This is a genomic window from Pseudomonas sp. MF7453, assembly GCF_016405455.1.
In the GTDB taxonomy this organism is placed as follows: Bacteria; Pseudomonadota; Gammaproteobacteria; order Pseudomonadales; family Pseudomonadaceae; genus Aquipseudomonas; species Aquipseudomonas paralactis.
Genome location: NZ_JAEKCN010000003.1, coordinates 226,257 through 244,750, shown reverse-complemented (window position 1 = coordinate 244,750; position 18,494 = coordinate 226,257). Strand labels below are relative to the sequence as shown.

At 59.7% G+C, this 18,494-nt stretch carries 16 protein-coding genes; 3 read left to right on the top strand and 13 right to left on the bottom strand.

Annotation, left to right across the window (positions count from 1 at the left end):
* Positions 1 to 97 precede the first annotated feature (97 nt).
* The 11 genes from JFT63_RS07020 to JFT63_RS06970 all read right to left on the bottom strand — a co-directional run bounded on the left by JFT63_RS07020 (position 98) and on the right by JFT63_RS06970 (position 12,560).
* The gene (locus JFT63_RS07020; RefSeq protein ID WP_057701411.1) at positions 98 to 436 is read right to left on the bottom strand and encodes a GlpM family protein; all 339 of its coding nucleotides are present in this window, start codon (positions 434 to 436) and stop codon (positions 98 to 100) included.
* Positions 436 to 1,773 carry a sigma-54-dependent transcriptional regulator gene (locus tag JFT63_RS07015; protein WP_057701410.1) on the bottom strand — a complete coding sequence of 446 codons (1,338 nt, stop codon included), beginning with the start codon at positions 1,771 to 1,773 and terminating at the stop codon, positions 436 to 438. The genes JFT63_RS07020 and JFT63_RS07015 overlap by 1 nt, the downstream gene beginning before the upstream one ends.
* Entirely contained in the window at positions 1,770 to 3,671 is a 1,902-nt protein-coding gene (locus tag JFT63_RS07010; protein ID WP_057701409.1) for a sensor histidine kinase, read from the bottom strand. The genes JFT63_RS07015 and JFT63_RS07010 overlap by 4 nt, the downstream gene beginning before the upstream one ends.
* 172 nt (positions 3,672 to 3,843) lie before the next feature.
* Positions 3,844 to 4,578 (bottom strand): amino acid ABC transporter ATP-binding protein, encoded by a 735-nt coding sequence (locus tag JFT63_RS07005; protein WP_007916729.1) that lies wholly within the window; start codon positions 4,576 to 4,578, stop codon positions 3,844 to 3,846.
* Positions 4,575 to 5,246 (bottom strand): amino acid ABC transporter permease, encoded by a 672-nt coding sequence (locus JFT63_RS07000; protein WP_003188954.1) that lies wholly within the window; start codon positions 5,244 to 5,246, stop codon positions 4,575 to 4,577. Before JFT63_RS07000 ends, JFT63_RS07005 begins: the two co-directional genes overlap by 4 nt.
* Positions 5,246 to 5,992, bottom strand: coding sequence for an amino acid ABC transporter permease (locus JFT63_RS06995; protein WP_003188956.1), 747 nt, complete (start codon positions 5,990 to 5,992; stop codon positions 5,246 to 5,248). Before JFT63_RS06995 ends, JFT63_RS07000 begins: the two co-directional genes overlap by 1 nt.
* A 193-nt stretch (positions 5,993 to 6,185) precedes the next feature.
* Positions 6,186 to 7,112, bottom strand: coding sequence for a glutamate/aspartate ABC transporter substrate-binding protein (locus JFT63_RS06990; RefSeq protein WP_005785249.1), 927 nt, complete (start codon positions 7,110 to 7,112; stop codon positions 6,186 to 6,188).
* 363 nt (positions 7,113 to 7,475) lie between these two features.
* A complete protein-coding gene (glpD, locus tag JFT63_RS06985; RefSeq protein WP_057701408.1) occupies positions 7,476 to 9,014 on the bottom strand; it encodes a glycerol-3-phosphate dehydrogenase in 1,539 nt (512 codons plus the stop codon).
* 259 nt (positions 9,015 to 9,273) lie between these two features.
* Complete coding sequence (locus JFT63_RS06980) at positions 9,274 to 10,029, bottom strand: DeoR/GlpR family transcriptional regulator (RefSeq protein WP_014717134.1); 756 nt, start codon at positions 10,027 to 10,029, stop codon at positions 9,274 to 9,276.
* Positions 10,030 to 10,124: 95 nt separating this feature from the next.
* On the bottom strand, positions 10,125 to 11,630 hold the full coding sequence (gene glpK, locus JFT63_RS06975; protein ID WP_032893327.1) for a glycerol kinase GlpK: 1,506 nt from the start codon (positions 11,628 to 11,630) through the stop codon (positions 10,125 to 10,127).
* Positions 11,631 to 11,705: 75 nt separating this feature from the next.
* The gene (locus tag JFT63_RS06970) at positions 11,706 to 12,560 is read right to left on the bottom strand and encodes an MIP/aquaporin family protein (RefSeq protein ID WP_198843658.1); all 855 of its coding nucleotides are present in this window, start codon (positions 12,558 to 12,560) and stop codon (positions 11,706 to 11,708) included.
* 327 nt (positions 12,561 to 12,887) lie between these two features.
* Here JFT63_RS06970 and ybaK point away from each other — a divergent pair, with 327 nt between their 5' ends.
* Positions 12,888 to 13,358: a Cys-tRNA(Pro) deacylase gene (gene ybaK / locus JFT63_RS06965; protein ID WP_057021816.1), complete on the top strand. Its 471-nt coding sequence runs from the start codon at positions 12,888 to 12,890 to the stop codon at positions 13,356 to 13,358.
* A 128-nt stretch (positions 13,359 to 13,486) separates the two neighbouring features.
* Here the strand turns inward: ybaK and JFT63_RS06960 are convergent, their stop codons facing one another.
* Positions 13,487 to 14,596, bottom strand: coding sequence for an ABC transporter ATP-binding protein (locus JFT63_RS06960; RefSeq protein ID WP_198708418.1), 1,110 nt, complete (start codon positions 14,594 to 14,596; stop codon positions 13,487 to 13,489).
* Positions 14,593 to 15,513, bottom strand: coding sequence for an ornithine carbamoyltransferase (gene argF / locus JFT63_RS06955; RefSeq protein WP_057701405.1), 921 nt, complete (start codon positions 15,511 to 15,513; stop codon positions 14,593 to 14,595). The genes JFT63_RS06960 and argF overlap by 4 nt, the downstream gene beginning before the upstream one ends.
* A gap of 447 nt (positions 15,514 to 15,960) precedes the next feature.
* Here argF and JFT63_RS06950 point away from each other — a divergent pair, with 447 nt between their 5' ends.
* On the top strand, positions 15,961 to 18,069 hold the full coding sequence (locus JFT63_RS06950) for a molybdopterin oxidoreductase family protein (protein WP_198843657.1): 2,109 nt from the start codon (positions 15,961 to 15,963) through the stop codon (positions 18,067 to 18,069).
* A 77-nt stretch (positions 18,070 to 18,146) separates the two neighbouring features.
* A complete protein-coding gene (gene grxD, locus JFT63_RS06945) occupies positions 18,147 to 18,485 on the top strand; it encodes a Grx4 family monothiol glutaredoxin (RefSeq protein ID WP_198843656.1) in 339 nt (112 codons plus the stop codon).
* Positions 18,486 to 18,494: the final 9 nt, after the last annotated feature.

The following is an 18,494-nucleotide window of genomic DNA, read 5'->3' as shown; positions in this document are numbered from 1 at the left end:
ATAACGCGTGCTTCCTGAGTAAACGCGGCGCCTGTGAGTTTCTCGCGAGCAAGCTCGCTCCTACAAAGGGCGATCCCACCTGTTTAACCGCGTTGCGTCAGGTGTGGAGGCGTACCCACACGCTGACCAACACCGTCGCAGCCATCAACCAGGCCACGGCGGCGACTGCCAGCGATGCCTCCAACCGCATCCGATCCACCATCACATACAAGGTCGCCAGGTACACGAAGTACGGAATGATCGACCACATCCCGAACACGATGGTGGTCTTCAAATCCGCAACCGTTCGCCCTTTGCCGACGATGTAATGAGCGATCAGCGCGAAGGTCGGAAACAGCGGCACCAAGCCTGCGATGTAATAGTTTTTGGTCTTGGCCAGTGCCGCCAGGATCAGCACCACCGCCGCGCCGAGTGCGGCCTTCAGGAACAGATCCATCAGTGGCTCAACCCGTATTTCTTGACCTTGTCGAACAGGGTGGTCTTGGCCATCCCCAGTTCCTGGCTGGCCTGGGTCAGGTTTCCGCCGCTGCGCTGCAAGGCGTCCACCAGCAGGTTGCGCTCAAAGGCTTCCACCGCCTCGGTAAAAGCAACCCCTTGGTTGCCGTTGCCGGCGCCGCTTTTCTTGAAGGCGGGCAGGCCCAGGGCAAAGCGTTCGGCGACGTTGCGCAGTTCGCGCACGTTGCCCGGCCAGTCGTGGCTCATCAGGCTCGACAAGGTCTGGTTGTCCAGCTCCGGCACCGCCCGGTCGAAGCGTAGCGACGATTGCTGCAGGAAGTGTTCGAACAGTTGCAGGATGTCTTCACGCCGCTCGCGCAACGGCGGCAGTTCCAGGGTGACCACGTTGAGGCGGTAGTACAGGTCGCTGCGGAACTGGTTGGCGCGGCTCAGTTCGTCGAGGTCGGACTTGGTGGCGGCGATTACCCGGCAATCCACGGCCACGCTCTGGTTCGAACCCAGGCGTTCCAGGGTACGCTCCTGCAGCACCCGCAACAGTTTGATCTGCAGGTTGATCGGCATACTTTCCACTTCATCGAGGAACAGCGTGCCCTGGTGGGCGTGCTCGATCTTGCCGATGCGGCGTTTTCCGGCGCCGGTAAAGGCATTGGCCTCGTGGCCGAAAATTTCGCTTTCGAACAGGTTTTCCGGCAGGCCCCCGCAGTTCAAGGCAACGAACTGATGGGCGTGGCGGCGGCTGAAATCATGCAGGCAACGCGCGACCAATTCCTTGCCGGTACCGGTCTCGCCTTCGATCAGCACGTTGGCTGACGTGTCGGCGACGTTGGCGATCAGTTCGCGCAGGTTTTGCATCGCTGGCGAGCGGCCGATGATGCGGCCTTCCAGCGAATCACGCTCGGCCAGCTGGCGGCGCAGTGACCAGACCTCTCGCGCCAGCCCGCGCTGCTCCAGGGCGCGACGGGCAACATCGACCAGGCGCTCGGGAGAGAAGGGTTTTTCCATGAAGTCGTAAGCGCCGTTGCGCATGGCGCCGACGGCCATGGAGATATCGCCGTGCCCGGTAATCAGTACCACCGGCAGGCTTTTATCCAGGGCCTTGAGGCGGGTCAGCAGCTCCAGGCCGTCGATGCCCGGCAGGCGAATATCACTGATGACAATGCCGGCAAAGTTCTCGCCGATGCGCTTGAGCGCTTCTTCGGCGCTGCCCACGCCGACGCTGGGGATGTCTTCCAGCGCCAGGGCCTGCTGGCAACCGAGCAGCACATGGGGGTCATCTTCGACAATCAGCACGGTCAGGTCTTGGGATTCAATATTCATGTCGACTCAACTTTTTCAGAACCCGCCAGCGGCAGGTTCAGGACAAAGGCAGTACCACCATTGGCCGGGTGTTCCACGGCCAGGCTGCCACCGGTCGCGGCCGCAAGGCTCGCGGACAGCGTCAGGCCCAGCCCAAGGCCTTGTTCGCCGGGCTTGGTGGTGAAGAAGGGTTCGAACAAATGCTTGCGCGCCTCCGGGTCGATGCCGTGACCATTGTCGCGCACCAGCAGACGATATTTGCCCTCGGCACTCTGGCCCTCCAGCCACAATTGCGGCGCCGGTTGCGCCTGCATCGCATCCAGCGCATTACCGATCAGGTTGACCAGGATCTGTTCCAGGCGCGTCTGATCAATCTGCAACTGGGCGGGAGCGAAGTCGCGGTGCAAGGTCAGTGGCAAACCGTCCAGGCGCGCGCCCAGCACCTGAAACGCAGCGTCCACGGCCTTGCCCAGGCTGGCTTCGCCCTGGTCATCGCCGCGCCGGGCGAACGAGCGCAGGCTGGCGGTGATACGGCCCATGCGGTCGATCAGTTCGTTGATGGTCTTGAGGTTGGTGCTGGCGGTGTCCAGGGCGCCGCGCTCAAGAAAGCGCACGGTGTTGCCGGATAGGGTGCGCAGCGCGGCCAGCGGCTGGTTCAACTCGTGGGCGATGCTGGTGGACATCTGGCCGATGGCGGCGAGTTTGCCGGCCTGCACCAATTCGTCCTGGGCGCGGCGCAGGGTTTCTTCAGCCTGGCGCCGTTCGCGAATCTGGCCCTTGAGCCGTTCGTTGCTGGCGCGCAGGTCGGCGGTGCGTTCGGCGATCCGCCGCTCCAGTTGGCTGTTGGCTTCCTGCAAGGCTTCCCGAGCGGCGAGGCGGGTGGCGATGACCTTGCGTCGTTCGTTCCAGGCAATCAGCAGGAAGGCCACGAGGCCAAAGGCAACGGCCACCAGAATGCCCTGATTGATGGCGGCGCGGCGCAAGTCATTGAGCGGGGTAAGCAGGGTGAAATTCCACGGCGTGTCGTTGAGCGGTCGGGTTTGCGCCAGGTAGCTGACGGCGTGCTGGTCATTGACCACTTCCGAATTGGCCGGGAAGGTCAGCTTCTCGGTGCCTTCGTTCAGGCGCTCGCGGGCCAGGGGTTGCAGTTCATTGAGCGTTGCCCAGTAATATTGCAGGCTGTGAGCCAGGCGATCCTTGGTGTCATCGCTCAGCGGACGTACAGCCTTGAGGCGACGCGCCGGGTCACTGGACAAAATGATGATGCCGTTCTCGTCGCTCACGAATGCCTCAAGACGGGCGCGTTGCCAGCGCTCTTCAAGGGCTTCGAGGCGCACTTTGACCACGGCGACGCCGATGATCTTGCCGTGCTCTTCCAGGCCATGGGCCAGGTAATAGCCGGGTTCGCCGTTGGTGCTGCCGATACCGTAGAAACGGCCGGGCTGGCCACGTACGGCATTCTGGAAATAGGCGCGAAAAGACAGGTCTTCACCCTGGTAACTGTCGGCATCGCGCCAGTTACTGGTGGCCAGCACGCGGCCGGTGGTGTCCATCACGTAGATGGCTCGGCTGCGACTGCGACGGTTCAGGCCTTCAAGGTAGTCATTGACTGTTTTGCGGGTTTCCTGGTTCGGCTCGGCCAGCAATTGCGACACGCTGGACTCCAGCTCCAGCAGGCTGGGCAGGTAGGTGTATTTGCTCAGTTCACTTTCGACGGTGCGGGCGTGCAGCTCCAACTGGCGTTCGCCGTTGTCGCTGAGGGTGCGGATGCCATAGTACTCGCTGACCCAGAAGCCGATATAACCCAGACCGATCATCAGGGCGATGATCAGCGGCGGCAGGAACAGTTGGCGTATCAGACGAGGCTTCACGGCAAGTGATGGCGGCGCGGCGCGATATTGATTGGGGTCGCATTTCATCACAGATGCCTTGGGTCAGCTACTTTTCGCCAGTGTAAGAGCGGGCTTGTGTGGGAGCCGGGCTTGCCCGCGATGCAGGCGCCTCGGTGTAACAGTTGCACCGAGGCGATGCCATCGCAGGCAAGCCAGCTCCCACACAAGCCCGGCTCCTACAGGACGAACGGTGTTGCTTTTAGTGCTGCAGGATTTTCTCAAGGAAGTGCTGCGCGCGTTCGGAGCGTGCGCTGATGTCGCCGAAGAACTCTTCTTTCGGGCAGTCTTCGATGATCTTGCCGGCGTCCATGAAGATCACACGGTCGGCCACTTTGCGCGCAAAGCCCATTTCGTGGGTCACGCACATCATGGTCATGCCTTCGTGGGCCAGTTGCACCATCACGTCGAGCACTTCGTTGACCATTTCAGGGTCCAGCGCCGAGGTCGGTTCGTCGAACAGCATGACGATCGGGTCCATGGCCAGGGCGCGGGCAATCGCCACACGTTGCTGCTGACCGCCGGAGAGCTGGCCAGGATGCTTGTGGGCGTGTGCCGACAAGCCCACGCGTTCGAGCAGTTGCAGGCCCTTCTTGGTGGCTTCTTCCTTGCTGCGGCCCAGCACCTTGATCTGCGCGATGGTCAGGTTTTCGGTGATGGTCAGGTGCGGGAACAGTTCGAAGTGCTGGAACACCATGCCCACGCGTGAGCGCAGTTTCGGCAGGTTGGTCTTCGGGTCGGCGATGGAGGTGCCATCGACCACAATGTCGCCCTTCTGGAACGGCTCCAGCGCGTTGACGCACTTGATCAGGGTGGATTTGCCCGAGCCGGAGGGCCCGCACACCACGATCACTTCGCCTTTTTTAACCTCGGTGCTGCAATCGGTCAGCACCTGGAAGTCGCCATACCACTTGTTGATGTTCTTGATAGAGATCATACGGCAAACCTTTTTTGCAGACGCTTGACCAGCAGCGAGGCGGAAAAGCTGATGATGAAGTAGACGACACCGGCAAAGATCAGGAACTCATTGGAGCGGCCGATGATGTCGCCGTTGGAACGGGCGGAGTTGAGGAAGTCCACCAGGCCCACGGTGTAGACCAGGGAGGTGTCCTGAAACAGGATGATCGACTGTTGCAGCAGCAACGGCGTCATCTTGCGGAACGCCTGGGGCAGGATGATCAGGCGCATGGTCTGACCATAGGTCATGCCCATGGCTTGTGCTGCCGCCATCTGGCCCTTGGGGATCGACTGCACGCCGGCCCGCACGATTTCGCAGAAGTACGCAGCCTCGAACATCATGAACGCCACGACGCAGGAGGTGAACGCACCGATCGGCGTGTCTTCGCCGGTGATCCAGCGCAGCACGAACGGCACCGCCAGGTAGAACCAGGTGATCACCAGCAGCAGCGGGATCGAGCGGAAGTAGTTCACATAGGCGCCGGCCACGCGGGACAGCAGTTTATTGGACGACAAGCGCATCAAGGCCAGAATGGTCCCGATGATGATGCCGCCGACCACACCCATGACCATCAGCTTCAAGGTCATGACCATGCCGTTCCACAGGCCCGGGATGGCGGGGATGATGCCGCTGAAATCGAAGTCCATTATTTACCCCCCACAGAGATCAGGCCGGGCACTGCGACTTTCTTCTCCACGACGCGCATCAGCAGCATCAGGCTCATGTTCAGGGTGAAGTAGATCAGCGTGGCCAGGGTGAAGGCTTCAAACAGGTTGGCCGAAAACTCGGCGGTCTGTTTGGTTTGTGCCAGCAGTTCCATCAAGCCGATCAAGGACGCCACGGAGGAGTTCTTGAACACGTTGAGGAATTCGGAGGTGAGCGGTGGAATGATGATGCGATACGCCTGGGGCAGCAGCACGTTCCAGTAGATCTGCGGCAGCTTGAAGCCCATGGCGCGGGCGGCGGATTCCTGGCCGCGTGGCAGCGCCTGAATGCCTGTACGTACTTGCTCACACACACGGGCGGCGGTGAACAGGCCCAGGCACACCACGACGCTCAGGTAGGCTGAGGTGGTCGGGTTCAGGTCTTGTTTGTACCAGTCCTGCAGGTTTTGCGGCAGCATGTCCGGTACCAGGAAGTACCAGATGAACAGCTGAACCAGCAGCGGCACGTTACGAAACAGTTCCACGTAGCAGGTCGCAATGCCCGACACGAGGCGGTTTGGCACCGTGCGCATGACCCCCAGAATGGAGCCCAGCAGCAAGGCGATAATCCATGCCACGATGGCGATGGCGATGGTCCAGCCCAGCCCGGAGAGGTACCAGTCGAGATAAGTCTCGCTGCCCACGCCGGTGGACTTGAAGAATACGCCCCAGTCCCAGTTGTAATTCATTAGGGTCTCCCCTCGAAATCGATCGATGTACAAGCACCCGCTTGGGGAAGATCCTTTCCCGCCTGACAATGAATGCCAGGCACACGCGATCGGCTCGAAAACCGCCAGGTCGAGTGTTCCAAGTTAAAGCCAGCAGGTAATTACAGGCGCCTGAGGGAGGTTGGCTCCCTCAGGAGATAAGCTTAGTCAGGTATCAGATTTTTACTTCTGGCGCTGGTTTGTCGCTTGGGTTGGCGATCAGCTCCTTGACCTTGTCGCTCATCGGGAAGTTCAGGTTCAGGCCTTTCGGTGGGATCGGGCTTTCGAACCATTTGGCGTAGATCTTGTTGATCTCGCCGGACTTGTACAGGGCGACAATGGCGTCATCCACGGCTTTCTTGAAGTCCGGGTCGCCTTTGCGAACCATGCACGCATAGGCTTCGAAGGACTGCGGAGTACCGGTGATAACCCAGTCGTCCGGCTTCTTGGCCTTGGCTTCTTCACCGGCCAGCAGCGCGTCGTCCATCATGAACGCAACGGCACGGCCGCTTTCGAGCATCTGGAAGGATTCGCCGTGGTCTTTGGCGGAGATAACGTTCATGCCCATCTGCTTGTCGGCGTTCATCGCTTTGATGATGCGCTCGGACGTGGTGCCGGCGGTGGTCACGACGTTTTTGCCTTTGAGGTCGGCAAAGTCAGCGTAGGACGGCTTGCCTTCCTTGTCTTTCTTGACCAGCAGACGGGTGCCGATTTCGAAGATGTTGACGGTGAAGTCGACTTGCTGGGCGCGTTCGGCGTTATTGGTGGTGGAACCGCATTCCAGGTCCGCGGTGCCGTTCTGGATCAACGGGATACGGGTTTGCGAGGTCACCAGGTTGTACTTGGCTTTCAGGTCGGGTTTGTTCAGGTCTTTTTTCAGTTGTTCAACGACGGCCAACTGAATGTCGTGGGAGTAGCCCACGGGTTTGCCCGAACCATCCGCAATGTAGGAAAACGGAATAGAGCTGTCGCGGTGAGCGAGAGTGATGGTGCCGGAGTCGTTGATTTTCTTCAGCGTGCCGGTGAGTTCTGCGGCGAAAACTGGAGTGCTGATCAGAGCAGCAGCGATAGCTGCGCCCAGGATATGGGGAACGATGCGCATCAATACTTCCTCGACATTTGTTTTTTTTATGAAGCCAGCTTGAACGGCTCTCTTGTACAGCGAATGCCCGTGACGGCTCCTAAGGCGCCTCAGGTAATCGTCAAAGAGTGTAGAGCATGAGTCGTGCCATACCGAAAATAAAAGGTTAAGCGCATGATTTATATAGAAATTAATTTTTTGTTTCGGCGATATTTTCAGTCTTCGATCCGGCAAACCGAATAGAGCAGAGGGGCGTGTTCGGAAAACCGAATAGTCCGTAGGCGCGTGCTTGCTCGCCAAAAACGCAAAAACGCCGCGTTTATTCTGGATAAACGCGGCGCTCTCAGGTTTTTCGCGAGTAAGCTCGCTCCTATAGTAGGGCGGTCAGGCGGCTTCGATCTTACTGCGGCTCTGCTCGACCTTGGACAGGTAATGCTGCAGGTTTTCCTGCTCCTGCGGTGTGGTGAACAGGCCGAGCTTGGTGCGGCGCCACAGCACGTCCTGCGGTTGGGTCACCCATTCCTCGGCGCACAGGTAGTCGACTTCGCGGGTATACAGGCCGCCACCCAGGTGATCACCGAGGTCGGCCAGCGACTGCACGCCTTCAAGCAGGCGCCAGGTGCGGCTGCCATACGTGGTGGACCAGCGACGGGCGATCTCGCTCGGCACCCAGTCGAACTTGTTGCGGATGGCTTCGGCCAGCGCTTCAGGCGTGCTCATGTCTTCGCCGCCGGGCAGGCTTGCGGTGGCGGTCCAGCTTGGGCGCATCTGGGTAAAGTACGGCGCCAGTTGGGCCATGGCCGATTCGGCCAGCTTGCGATAGGTGGTCAGCTTGCCGCCGAATACCGACAGGATCGGCGCTTCGCCGGTGCCGCCGGACAGCGACAGGGTGTAGTCCCGTGTAATTGCCGACGGGTTGTCCGACTCGTCATTGCACAGTGGGCGCACGCCGGAGTAGGTGTGGACAATATCGTCGCGGCTCAGCTGTCTCTTGAAGTGTGCGTTGACCACCTTGAGCATGTAGTCGGTTTCACCTTCGGTAATCGCGACTTTTGCCGGATCGCCGGTGTATTCGCGGTCGGTGGTGCCGATGATGGTCAGGTGGTTCAGGTACGGAATGGTGAAGACGATGCGTTGGTCTTCGTTTTGCAGAATATGCGCGTGAGCACCCTCGTACAGTCTCGGCACGATCAGGTGGCTGCCCTGGATCAGACGAATGCCGTACGGTGAATCCAGCTTCAGGTCATCGCGGATGAATTTGGCCACCCATGGGCCGGCGGCATTCACCAGGGCGCGGGCGCGGATCGAGAACAGGCTGCCGTCGGCACGTTCCATGTTCATTTCCCACATACCGTTGCTGCGCTTGGCGCTGACGCAACGGGTCTGGGTGTGGATGTGCGCGCCTTTCTCACGGGCAGCCATGGCGTTGAGTACCACCAGGCGGGCATCGTCGACCCAGCAGTCGGAGTATTCAAAGCCTTTGGTGATTTCGCTTTTGAGCGGGCTGTCGGCGCCGAACTTAAGGCTTTTGGAACCCGCGAGCTTTTCGCGCTTGCCCAAGTGGTCATAAAGGAACAGACCAGCACGAATCATCCAGGCCGGGCGCAGGTGCGGGCGGTGCGGCAGTACGAAGCGCATTTGCTTGACGATGTGCGGTGCCTTGGCCAGCAGAACTTCGCGTTCGGCCAATGCTTCACGCACCAGACGGAATTCGTAATGCTCCAGGTAACGCAGGCCACCGTGGATCAGCTTGCTGCTGGCCGAAGAAGTGTGGCTGGCCAAGTCATCCTTTTCACAAAGGAATACCGACAACCCGCGACCGGCTGCGTCTGCTGCAATGCCGACGCCGTTGATCCCGCCACCAATTACGGCAACGTCATAGACTTCGGCAAGCGGTGGAGCAGGCAAGGTGGAAGGGTTCATCGGCTAGCCTCGCGATCTTTTCGTCTTGGAATTCGAACATTAATGTTCATTTGCGAAAATGGTAGCTGATAAATGCGGGCACAGCCAGCTGACTTCGATTGAAAAAACTCATCGAAGGGCGGAGAAAGGAAGAATTATGAACAAAGGTGAATGTATGGGTGTTAGTGAGGCCGTCATCGCGGGCAAGCCCGGCTCCCACATTTGATCGCATTTCAAACTGTGGGAGTCGGGCTTGCCCGCGATGACGCCTGAACAGGCGCTAAACGACTTCCAGCCGCACCTTGTGCTCATTCAGCACTTGCACCAACGCCGGAACCGGCTGCTGGTCAGTCACCAGGCAGTCCACCAGGCTGATCGGCCCCAGGCGAATCATGGCATTGCGCCCGAATTTGCTGGAGTCCGCCGCCAAAATCACCTGCCGCGCATTGGCGATGATGGCCTGGGAAACCCGCACTTCCTGGTAATCGAAGTCCAGCAGGCTGCCGTCCTCGTCGATCCCGCTGATACCCACCAGGGCAAAGTCGACCTTGAACTGATTGATGAAATCGACACTGGCCTGGCCCACCACGCCGCCATCGCGGCGCACGTTGCCGCCGGTCAGCAACACATCGAAGTCGTCCTTGGCACTGAGCATGGTGGCGACGTTGAGGTTGTTGGTGATGATTTTCAGGTGGTTGTGATTGAGCAGCGCACGGGCGATGGATTCGGTGGTGGTGCCGATGTTGATGAACAGCGAGGCATGATCGGGAATCTGCGCAGCGATGGCTTCACCGATGCGTTGCTTCTCGTCACGCATCTGATCGGCCCGCATGGCGTACGCGGTGTTCTCGACACTGGAGTCATAGGCCGCGCCGCCGTGGTAGCGGCGCAACAGGTTGGCATCCGCCAGTTGGTTGATATCGCGGCGGATGGTTTGCGGGGTGACAACGAATAGCTGCGCCATTTCCTCGATACTGACGTACCCGCGTTCGCGGACCAGTTCGAGGATTTGTTGTTGGCGGGGAGGCAGATTCATGGGGCGTCCTTTGGGCTGCCATACAAAAGTGGCCCATGATGACGCAGGAATCCGCTCCCTGCCAGTTACAACCTCAAGGGAAACCGGCGCTTGGCTTATTCGGCGCCTTCGTGCGGCTCCCAATCGCGGGTGCGACTCACCGCTTTTTGCCAGCCGGCATAGAGTTTCTCTTTGGCGGCTTCGTCCAGTTGTGGTTCGAATTCGCGCTCGATCACCGCCTTGCCACGCAACTCATCCAGGCTGCCCCAGAAGCCACACGCCAGGCCGGCCAGGTAGGCGGCGCCGAGGGCTGTGGTCTCGCGCATTTGCGGGCGCTCGACCTGAGTGCCGAGGATGTCGGCCTGAAATTGCATCAGGAAGTTGTTGGCCACCGCACCACCGTCCACACGCAGGGCCTTGAGGCGTTCGCCCGAGTCCTGCTGCATGGCGTCGAGTACGTCGCGGGTCTGGTAGGCAATCGACTCCAGCGCCGCACGAATAATATGATCGACGCGTACGCCTCGTGTCAGGCCGAACAGCGCGCCACGGGCATACGGGTCCCAGTAAGGAGCGCCCAGACCGGTAAAGGCGGGTACCAGGTACACACCGTTGCTGTCCTTGACCTTGCCGGCGAAGTATTCGGTGTCGTGGGCGTCGTTGATGATTTTCAGCTCGTCACGCAGCCATTGCACGGTGGAGCCGCCGTTGAATACGGCGCCTTCCAGGGCGTAGGCCACTTCGCCGCGGGGGCCGCAGGCGATGGTGGTGAGCATGCCGTGCTTGGATTTCACCGCCTTGTCGCCGGTGTTCATCAGCAGGAAGCAACCGGTGCCGTAGGTGTTCTTGGCCTGGCCGGCTTCGACACACATCTGGCCAAACAGCGCGGCTTGCTGGTCACCGGCAATACCGCCAATGGCGATGCCACTTTTGGTGCGGCCGTAGATTTCGGAGGACGACTTCACTTCGGGGAGCATTTCCCGCGGGATGTCGAGAATCTCCAGCATCTTCGCGTCCCACTCCAGCGTGTGGATGTTGAAGAGCATGGTGCGCGACGCGTTGGTGTAGTCGGTGACGTGGGTTTTGCCGCCGGTAAATTTCCAGATCAACCAACTGTCGACGGTGCCGAACAACAGTTCGCCATTGCGTGCACGCTCGCGGCTGCCTTCGACGTTGTCGAGGATCCACTTGAGCTTGGTGCCGGAGAAGTAGGGGTCGGTGACCAGGCCAGTGGTGTCGCTGATGTATTGCTCATGGCCGTCGCGTTTGAGTTGCTGGCAAATTTCAGTGCTGCGTCGGCACTGCCACACGATCGCGTTGTAGATCGGGCGGCCGGTGATTTTGTCCCAGACCACGGTGGTTTCACGCTGGTTGGTGATACCGATGGCGGCAACCTGGTCATGGTGCAAGCCGGCCTGGGCCAGCGCCTCTACCATCACCGCGCTTTGGGTGGCGAAGATTTCCATCGGGTCATGCTCTACCCAGCCGGCCTGCGGGTAGTGTTGAACGAATTCACGTTGCGCGGTGCACACCACGTTGGCGTCACGATCGAAGATGATCGCCCGCGAACTGGTGGTGCCCTGATCGAGGGCAATGATGTAGTTCTTATTCTGAAGGTCGGTCATGTCAATTGCCTTGAACGAAATAAGGAAGTCAGAAATCAGCCTGGGCCGCGAAGGGCAGGGGCCAGGCTGGCGCTTTCAGGAAATACGGGTCTTGCCGTCGACAGCCGTGTCAGGTGTTTCAGCTATAGCAGGTGCTGCGCTCGGCAGGTGGCGGGCGATCAGCCCGCGATAGGCCGCAGCACCGAGGCAAGCACCAACAATCGGGGCGAAAATCGGTACCAGGAAGTAAGGAATATCGCGACCGCCAGTAAAGGCCATTTCACCCCAACCGGCAAAAAAGGTCATCAGCTTGGGCCCGAAGTCCCGCGCCGGGTTCATCGCAAAGCCGGTCAGCGGGCCCATCGCGCTACCAATCACCGCGATCAACAAGCCGATCAGCAGCGGGGCCAGCGGGCCGCGAGGCAGGCCGTTGTTGTCGTCGGTGAGGGCCATGATCACGCCCATCAAAATCGCGGTGATGACCATTTCTACCAGGAATGCCTGGGCCGTGCTCAGCAGTGCATGAGGGTAGGTGGAGAACACCGACGCCAGTTCCAGGCTGGCTTGGGAGCCGCGGACCATCTGGTGGGTTTGTTCGTAATCGAAAAACAGATTGCTGTAGAGGGTGTACACCAGGGCGGCGGAGCAGAATGCGCCAGCGACCTGGGCGAGAATATAGAAGGGCAGTTTGCGCTTTTCGAAATCGGCAAAAAGGCACAGGGCGATACTCACCGCCGGGTTGAGGTGAGCCCCGGAAATACCGGCACTCAGGTAGATCGCCATGCTGACGCCGACCCCCCAGATGATGCTGATTTCCCATAAGCCAAAGCTCGCACCCGCGACCTTGAGCGCAGCGACGCAGCCGGTACCGAAGAAAATCAGCAGCGCAGTGCCCAGGAACTCGGCCATGCATTGGCTCGAAAGTGAAGGCTGTTGAAGAGCAGTTGTCATGGAAAACCTCAGTTGTTGTTCTTGTCTGGCGCACTGCCTCAACGGGCGGTTGCGCGATTTTCACCGTGACGAGGATCCCCATCCTTAGCCGCGGCTTACTGCTGGAGCACTGATGGACTATTCCTACAGTATTCGGAAACGAAAAAATATAGACAAGAATGACCGCTGTCAAAGGTCGAAAGTGAACCATTGGTCACTTTCGAACTATTGGTCTGATGAATGATCACGCCCTGTATACCGGAGCTCTGGGCCAGCAGCGCTTGAACTAGAGCGTTTTGCCGGCGCTTGGCCTAGAATTGGGTACCTGATTTCCCTGCCGGAGACGCCATGACGCCCGCACTGGATTTGTTGAAAAAAGTTCGCGCCGAACATCGCATTCACAGTTATGAACATGACCCCAAGGCGGCGTCATATGGTCTGGAAGCTGCGGAGAAATTGGGCCTCGACCCGGCGCAGGTGTTCAAGACGCTCTTGGCGAGTAGCGAGAAGGGCGAATTGTTGGTGGCCGTGGTGCCGGTCGTCGGAAGTCTGGACTTGAAGGCGCTGGCCCATGCGGCCGGCGTAAAAAAGGTCGAAATGGCGGACCCGGCGGCAGCGCAGCGGTCCACTGGCTATCTTTTGGGCGGCATCAGCCCACTGGGGCAGAAGAAGCGCTTGCGCACGTTTATCGATGAAACGGCGCAACCCTTTGCAACGATTTTTGTCAGCGCGGGCAGAAGAGGATTGGAAGTCGAATTGCCAGCGGCGGTGTTGGCTGAACACACCCAGGCCAAATTCGCACCGATCGGGCGGGCCTGATAATTATTCTTTGAAGTCTATGAGGATCAAATGTGGGCTTGCCTGCGATAGCATCAACGCGGTGTAACAGATAACCCGAGTTGTCTGCATCGCAGGCAAGCCAGCTCCCACAGTTTGATCCGGTTTCGTCAGTGAGCGACGCTGTGGCGGCGCACGCCTGACTCAACAGCGGGAATCTGCGCCGCTGTGCTGCCGGATGCCTGGAACACCACCAAATGTTCAGCCGCCACACGAATCCCCACCTCTGCACCCACTTGGTGATCGGCATGGCTGGGGAAAATCGACTCCAACTGAGCGCCGGTCGGCAGCTGTAACCGATACAGCGTTGAGGCGCCGAGGAAGGTCTTGCCGACGATCCGGGCTTTCAACGCGCTGTCCGGCGCATACACGATATCGTCCGGGCGCAGCAGCACGTCCACCGCAGCGCCGGTCGGCAAGGTATAGGCGCGATTGCCGCGCAAGTCACCCAGTTCAGTACTCACTGACTCCGGTGAGTTCAAGCGGCCTCGAATGAAGTAACCCTGGCCGATAAAGCTGGCGACATAGGGCGTCAGTGGTTCGTGGTAAAGGTTGTAGGGCGTGTCCCATTGCTCAAGACGACCCTCCTTGAACACGCCGACATGGTCGCTGACCGCGAAGGCCTCTTCCTGATCATGGGTTACCAGGATCGCGCTGGTGCCGCGAGCCTTGAGGATGTCGCGCACTTCATGGCTGAGCTTGCGGCGCAGTTCCCCATCGAGGTTGGAAAAGGGTTCATCCAGCAACAGCAGTTGCGGTTCCGGCGCGAGGGCGCGGGCGAGGGCGACACGTTGTTGCTGACCACCGGACAGCTCATGGGGGAAGCGCTTGCCCAGGTTCTTGAGGTTGACCAGCTCCAGCAGCTCGGCGACCACGCGATCTTTTTGCTCATGCTTGCGAATGCCGAAGGCGATGTTGTCCGCCACGCTCAAGTGCGGGAACAGTGCGTAGTCCTGAAACACCATGCCGATACGCCGTTTTTCCGGTGCCAGGGTGAAACCGGCACTGGAGATGACTTCGCCCGCCAGGCTGATTTCGCCTTCGTGTACCGGTTCAAAGCCGGCAATGGCGCGCAAGGTGGTGGTCTTGCCGCAACCGGATGAACCAAGCAGGCAACCGATGTCGCCGGCGTTGAGGTGCAGGTTGAGGTTCTGCACCACGCGTTGATGTTGATAGCCGCATGCCAGATTGCGCAGATTCAGCAGTAATGGCTGGCTCATGCGTGGTGGTACGACGGCGGGACGAGAAACTCTAGCAAGGCTTTTTGCGCGTGCAGGCGGTTTTCAGCCTGGTCCCAGGCGACAGAGCGCGGGTCATCGAGCAGGTCGAGGCTGATTTCCTCACCACGGTGAGCAGGCAGGCAATGCATGAACAGGACGTCCGGCGCTGCGGTATCGAGCAGCGCGCGTGTCACCTGGAACGGCGCGAACTGTGCCAGGCGCTTGGCGGTCTCGTCTTCCTGGCCCATGGAGGTCCAGACGTCGGTACTGACCAAGTGTGCGCCGACCACCGCATCCTTCGGATCACGCAGCAGCTGCACGCGGCCATCGGCCTTGGCCATGAACTCGGCGCTCGGCTCGTAGCCTTCAGGGCAAGCGATGCGCAGGTGGAAGTCGAACTGGATCGCCGCTTCTATATAGCTGTTGCACATGTTGTTGCCGTCACCGATCCAGGCCACGGTCTTGCCCTGGATTGAGCCACGGTGTTCGAGGAACGTTTGCATGTCGGCCAGCAACTGGCAGGGGTGCAGGTCGTCGGACAGGCCGTTGATCACCGGCACGCGGGAGTTGGCGGCAAATTCGGTCAGGGTGCTGTGGGCGAAGGTACGGATCATCACGGCATCGAGCATCCGCGACATGACGATGGCGCAATCGCTGATCGGCTCGCCACGGCCCAGTTGGGTATCACGCGGGGACAGGAAGATTGCCTGGCCACCCAGCTGGATCATGCCGGCTTCGAAAGACAGGCGTGTGCGCGTCGAGGACTTCTCGAAGATCATCCCCAGTACACGGTTTTTCAAGGGCTCAAACAGTACGCCGCGGTTACGCAGGTCTTTAAGCTCAATGCCTCGACGGATCACGCTGACCAGCTCTTCGGGCGTGCAATCCATCAGGGAGAGAAAGTGCCTTGCGCTCATCATTAACTACCTTTTTGCAACAGACCGCAGATACTCAAAGCCTTGTTTATTGTGACAACGGGCGAGACCTGCGGCGAAAGCCGCACGGGGCGACGAAATAGGGGAAGGCGCGATATTGACATTAAATGTCGCGTCTTACCAATAGGGCTACGGTTTTTAAGAGTGTTCAAGCAGGGCGCTAACGCGCGTTTGAAGACGATTTCCCGACAGCAGTGAGCCATTTGTACACTGGCGTCCAGACGTTTTGCAATGCGCGGGGGCGGGCCCAGGCCAGGTTGCGTCGCTTTTGGTCGGTATGCGCAAGGCTTCTGAAACATTTGCTCATGGTTAGCCATGCCTTTGCCTATGCCCGTCGATTCACAGCACGAAGGTTGCTGGTGCCCTGAGCGGTCGCGGGCCATAGTTGGGCCAAAGCCCTTATAAAAAGCCCTTATAAAGAGACTGGCCATGACCAAGACTCTCCATCACCGTGCCTGCCACCTGTGCGAAGCCATCTGCGGCCTGACCCTGGAAACGACACAAGCCGAAGACGGTCGCCTGGCGATCACCTCGATCAAGGGCGACCCCCTGGACAGTTTCAGCCGTGGGCACATCTGCCCCAAGGCCGTAGCGCTGCAGGATATTCAGAATGACCCGGACCGCCTGCACCAGCCCATGCTGCGGGTTGGCAGCGAATGGCAGCCGATCCCATGGGAAGATGCCTTCGCACTTGTAGCCGAACGCCTTGCCGGCATCCAGGCCCGGCATGGCCAGAACGCGGTGGCGGTGTACCAGGGCAATCCGAGCGTGCACAACTATGGGTTGATGACGCACAGTAATTATTTTCTCGGCCTTTTGAAGACGCGCAACCGGTTCTCCGCGACCTCCGTCGACCAATTACCCCATCATTTGACCAGTCACCTGATGTACGGCCATGGCTTGCTGCTGCCGATCCCGGACATCGACCACACCGACTTCATGCTGATTCTGGGCGGTAACCCGCTGGCGTCCAACGGCAGCATCATGACCGTGCCCGATGTGGAGAAACGCCTTAAAGCCATTCAGGCAAGGGGCGGTAAAGTGGTGGTGGTCGACCCGCGGCGCAGCGAGACGGCGGCGATTGCCGATCAGCATCTGTTCGTACGCCCCGGTGGTGATGCGGCGTTGTTGTTCGGGGTGCTCAACACCTTGTTTACGGAAGGGCTGACCCGCGCCAGCCATTTACCGGTTGAGGGCCTGGACGACGTACGCCATGCGATCGCCAGCTTTACCGCCGAGGCCATGAGCCGCCAATGTGCAGTGCCTGCCGAGCAGATCCGTCAATTGGCGCGAGACTTTGCGGCCGCCGATAAAGCGGTGTGCTACGGACGCATGGGCGTCTCGACCCAGGCATTCGGCACGTTGTGCCATTGGCTGGTGCAATTGATCAACCTGGTGACCGGCAACCTGGATCGGGTGGGAGGTGCGTTGTGCACCACACCGGCGGTGGACCTGGTGGCCTCGACCGGAGGCGGACATTTCAATCGCTGGCAGAGCCGTGTGTCCGGGCGTCCCGAGTACGGGGGCGAATTGCCGGTATCGGCCTTGGCTGAAGAAATACTCACCGAAGGCGAAGGGCAAATACGCGCCCTGGTGACAGTGGCCGGCAACCCGGTTCTGTCCACGCCCAATGGCCGTCAACTGGAGCAGGCGCTGGATGGGTTGGAGTTCATGGTCAGTGTGGATCTCTACATCAACGAAACCACGCGTTATGCCGACCTGATCCTGCCGTCCACGTCGGCATTGGAAAATGACCACTACGACACCACTTTCAACATGTTCGCAGTGCGCAACCTCACGCGCTTCAATCGCGCGATCCTGCCCAAGCCTGCAGGCGCGCTGCACGATTGGGAAATTTTCGTCGGCTTGGCCAAAGCCTTTGCAGCGCAGACCGGCGTATCACTCAAACCGACAATGCCGCCGGCGCAGATGATTGATTTCGGGCTGCGTGCCGGTACTTATGGGGATGCGTCTGCACACAAGTTGTCGGTGGCGATGCTGGCCGATCACCCTCACGGCGTGGACCTGGGCCCACTCAAGCCAAACCTGGGCGCCCGGCTGAAAACCGCCGATGGCAAGGTGCAGGCGGCACCGTCGGTGATCCTGGCGGACCTTGCGCGTTTTGCCGCGCAGCCCGTGCCTGTGGCCGACGAGCTGTTGCTGATCGGTCGGCGCCATGTGCGCAGCAATAATTCGTGGATGCATAACTATCACCGGTTGGTGAAGGGCAAGCCGCGTCATCAACTGTTGATGCACCCGGATGATATGACCACTCGGCAGTTGAGCGATGGGCAGCGGGTGCAAGTGAGTTCGCGCATTGGCATGATCGAAGTGGAAGTTGTGGCCAGCGCGGACATGATGCCGGGTGTGGTCAGCCTGCCTCACGGTTGGGGGCACGATCGTCCGGGCGTACAGATGAGCATTGCAAGCGGCCAGCCGGGTGCGAGTGCGAATGACTTGACCGACGAGCGGCAATTGGATGAGTTGTCGGGTAATGCGGCGCTCAATGGGGTACCGGTGAAGGTGGCGGCGGCCTGAGCATCCCGTTGGATTTTTGCGTTACAATGCGCCACCGTGCCGACCCGTGAGTCGCAAAGTTCCTGCAGAGGTGTTCCATGGATATCATCGAAACGATCAAAGAGCAGATTGCCAACAACACCATTCTGCTTTACATGAAAGGCGCTCCAAACGCGCCTCAGTGCGGTTTCTCCGCGAAAGCGTCCCAGGCCGTCATGGCGTGTGGCGAGAAGTTCGCTTACGTGGATATCCTGCAAAACCCCGAGATCCGCGCCAACCTGCCAAAGTACGCCAACTGGCCGACTTTCCCGCAGTTGTGGGTAGCCGGTGAACTGGTTGGCGGTAGCGACATCATCACTGAAATGGCAGCTGATGGTTCGCTGCAAGAGTTGATCAAAAGCGCAGCGCAAAAAGCAGCAGTCAAGACTGACGCCTAATTGGCGAGC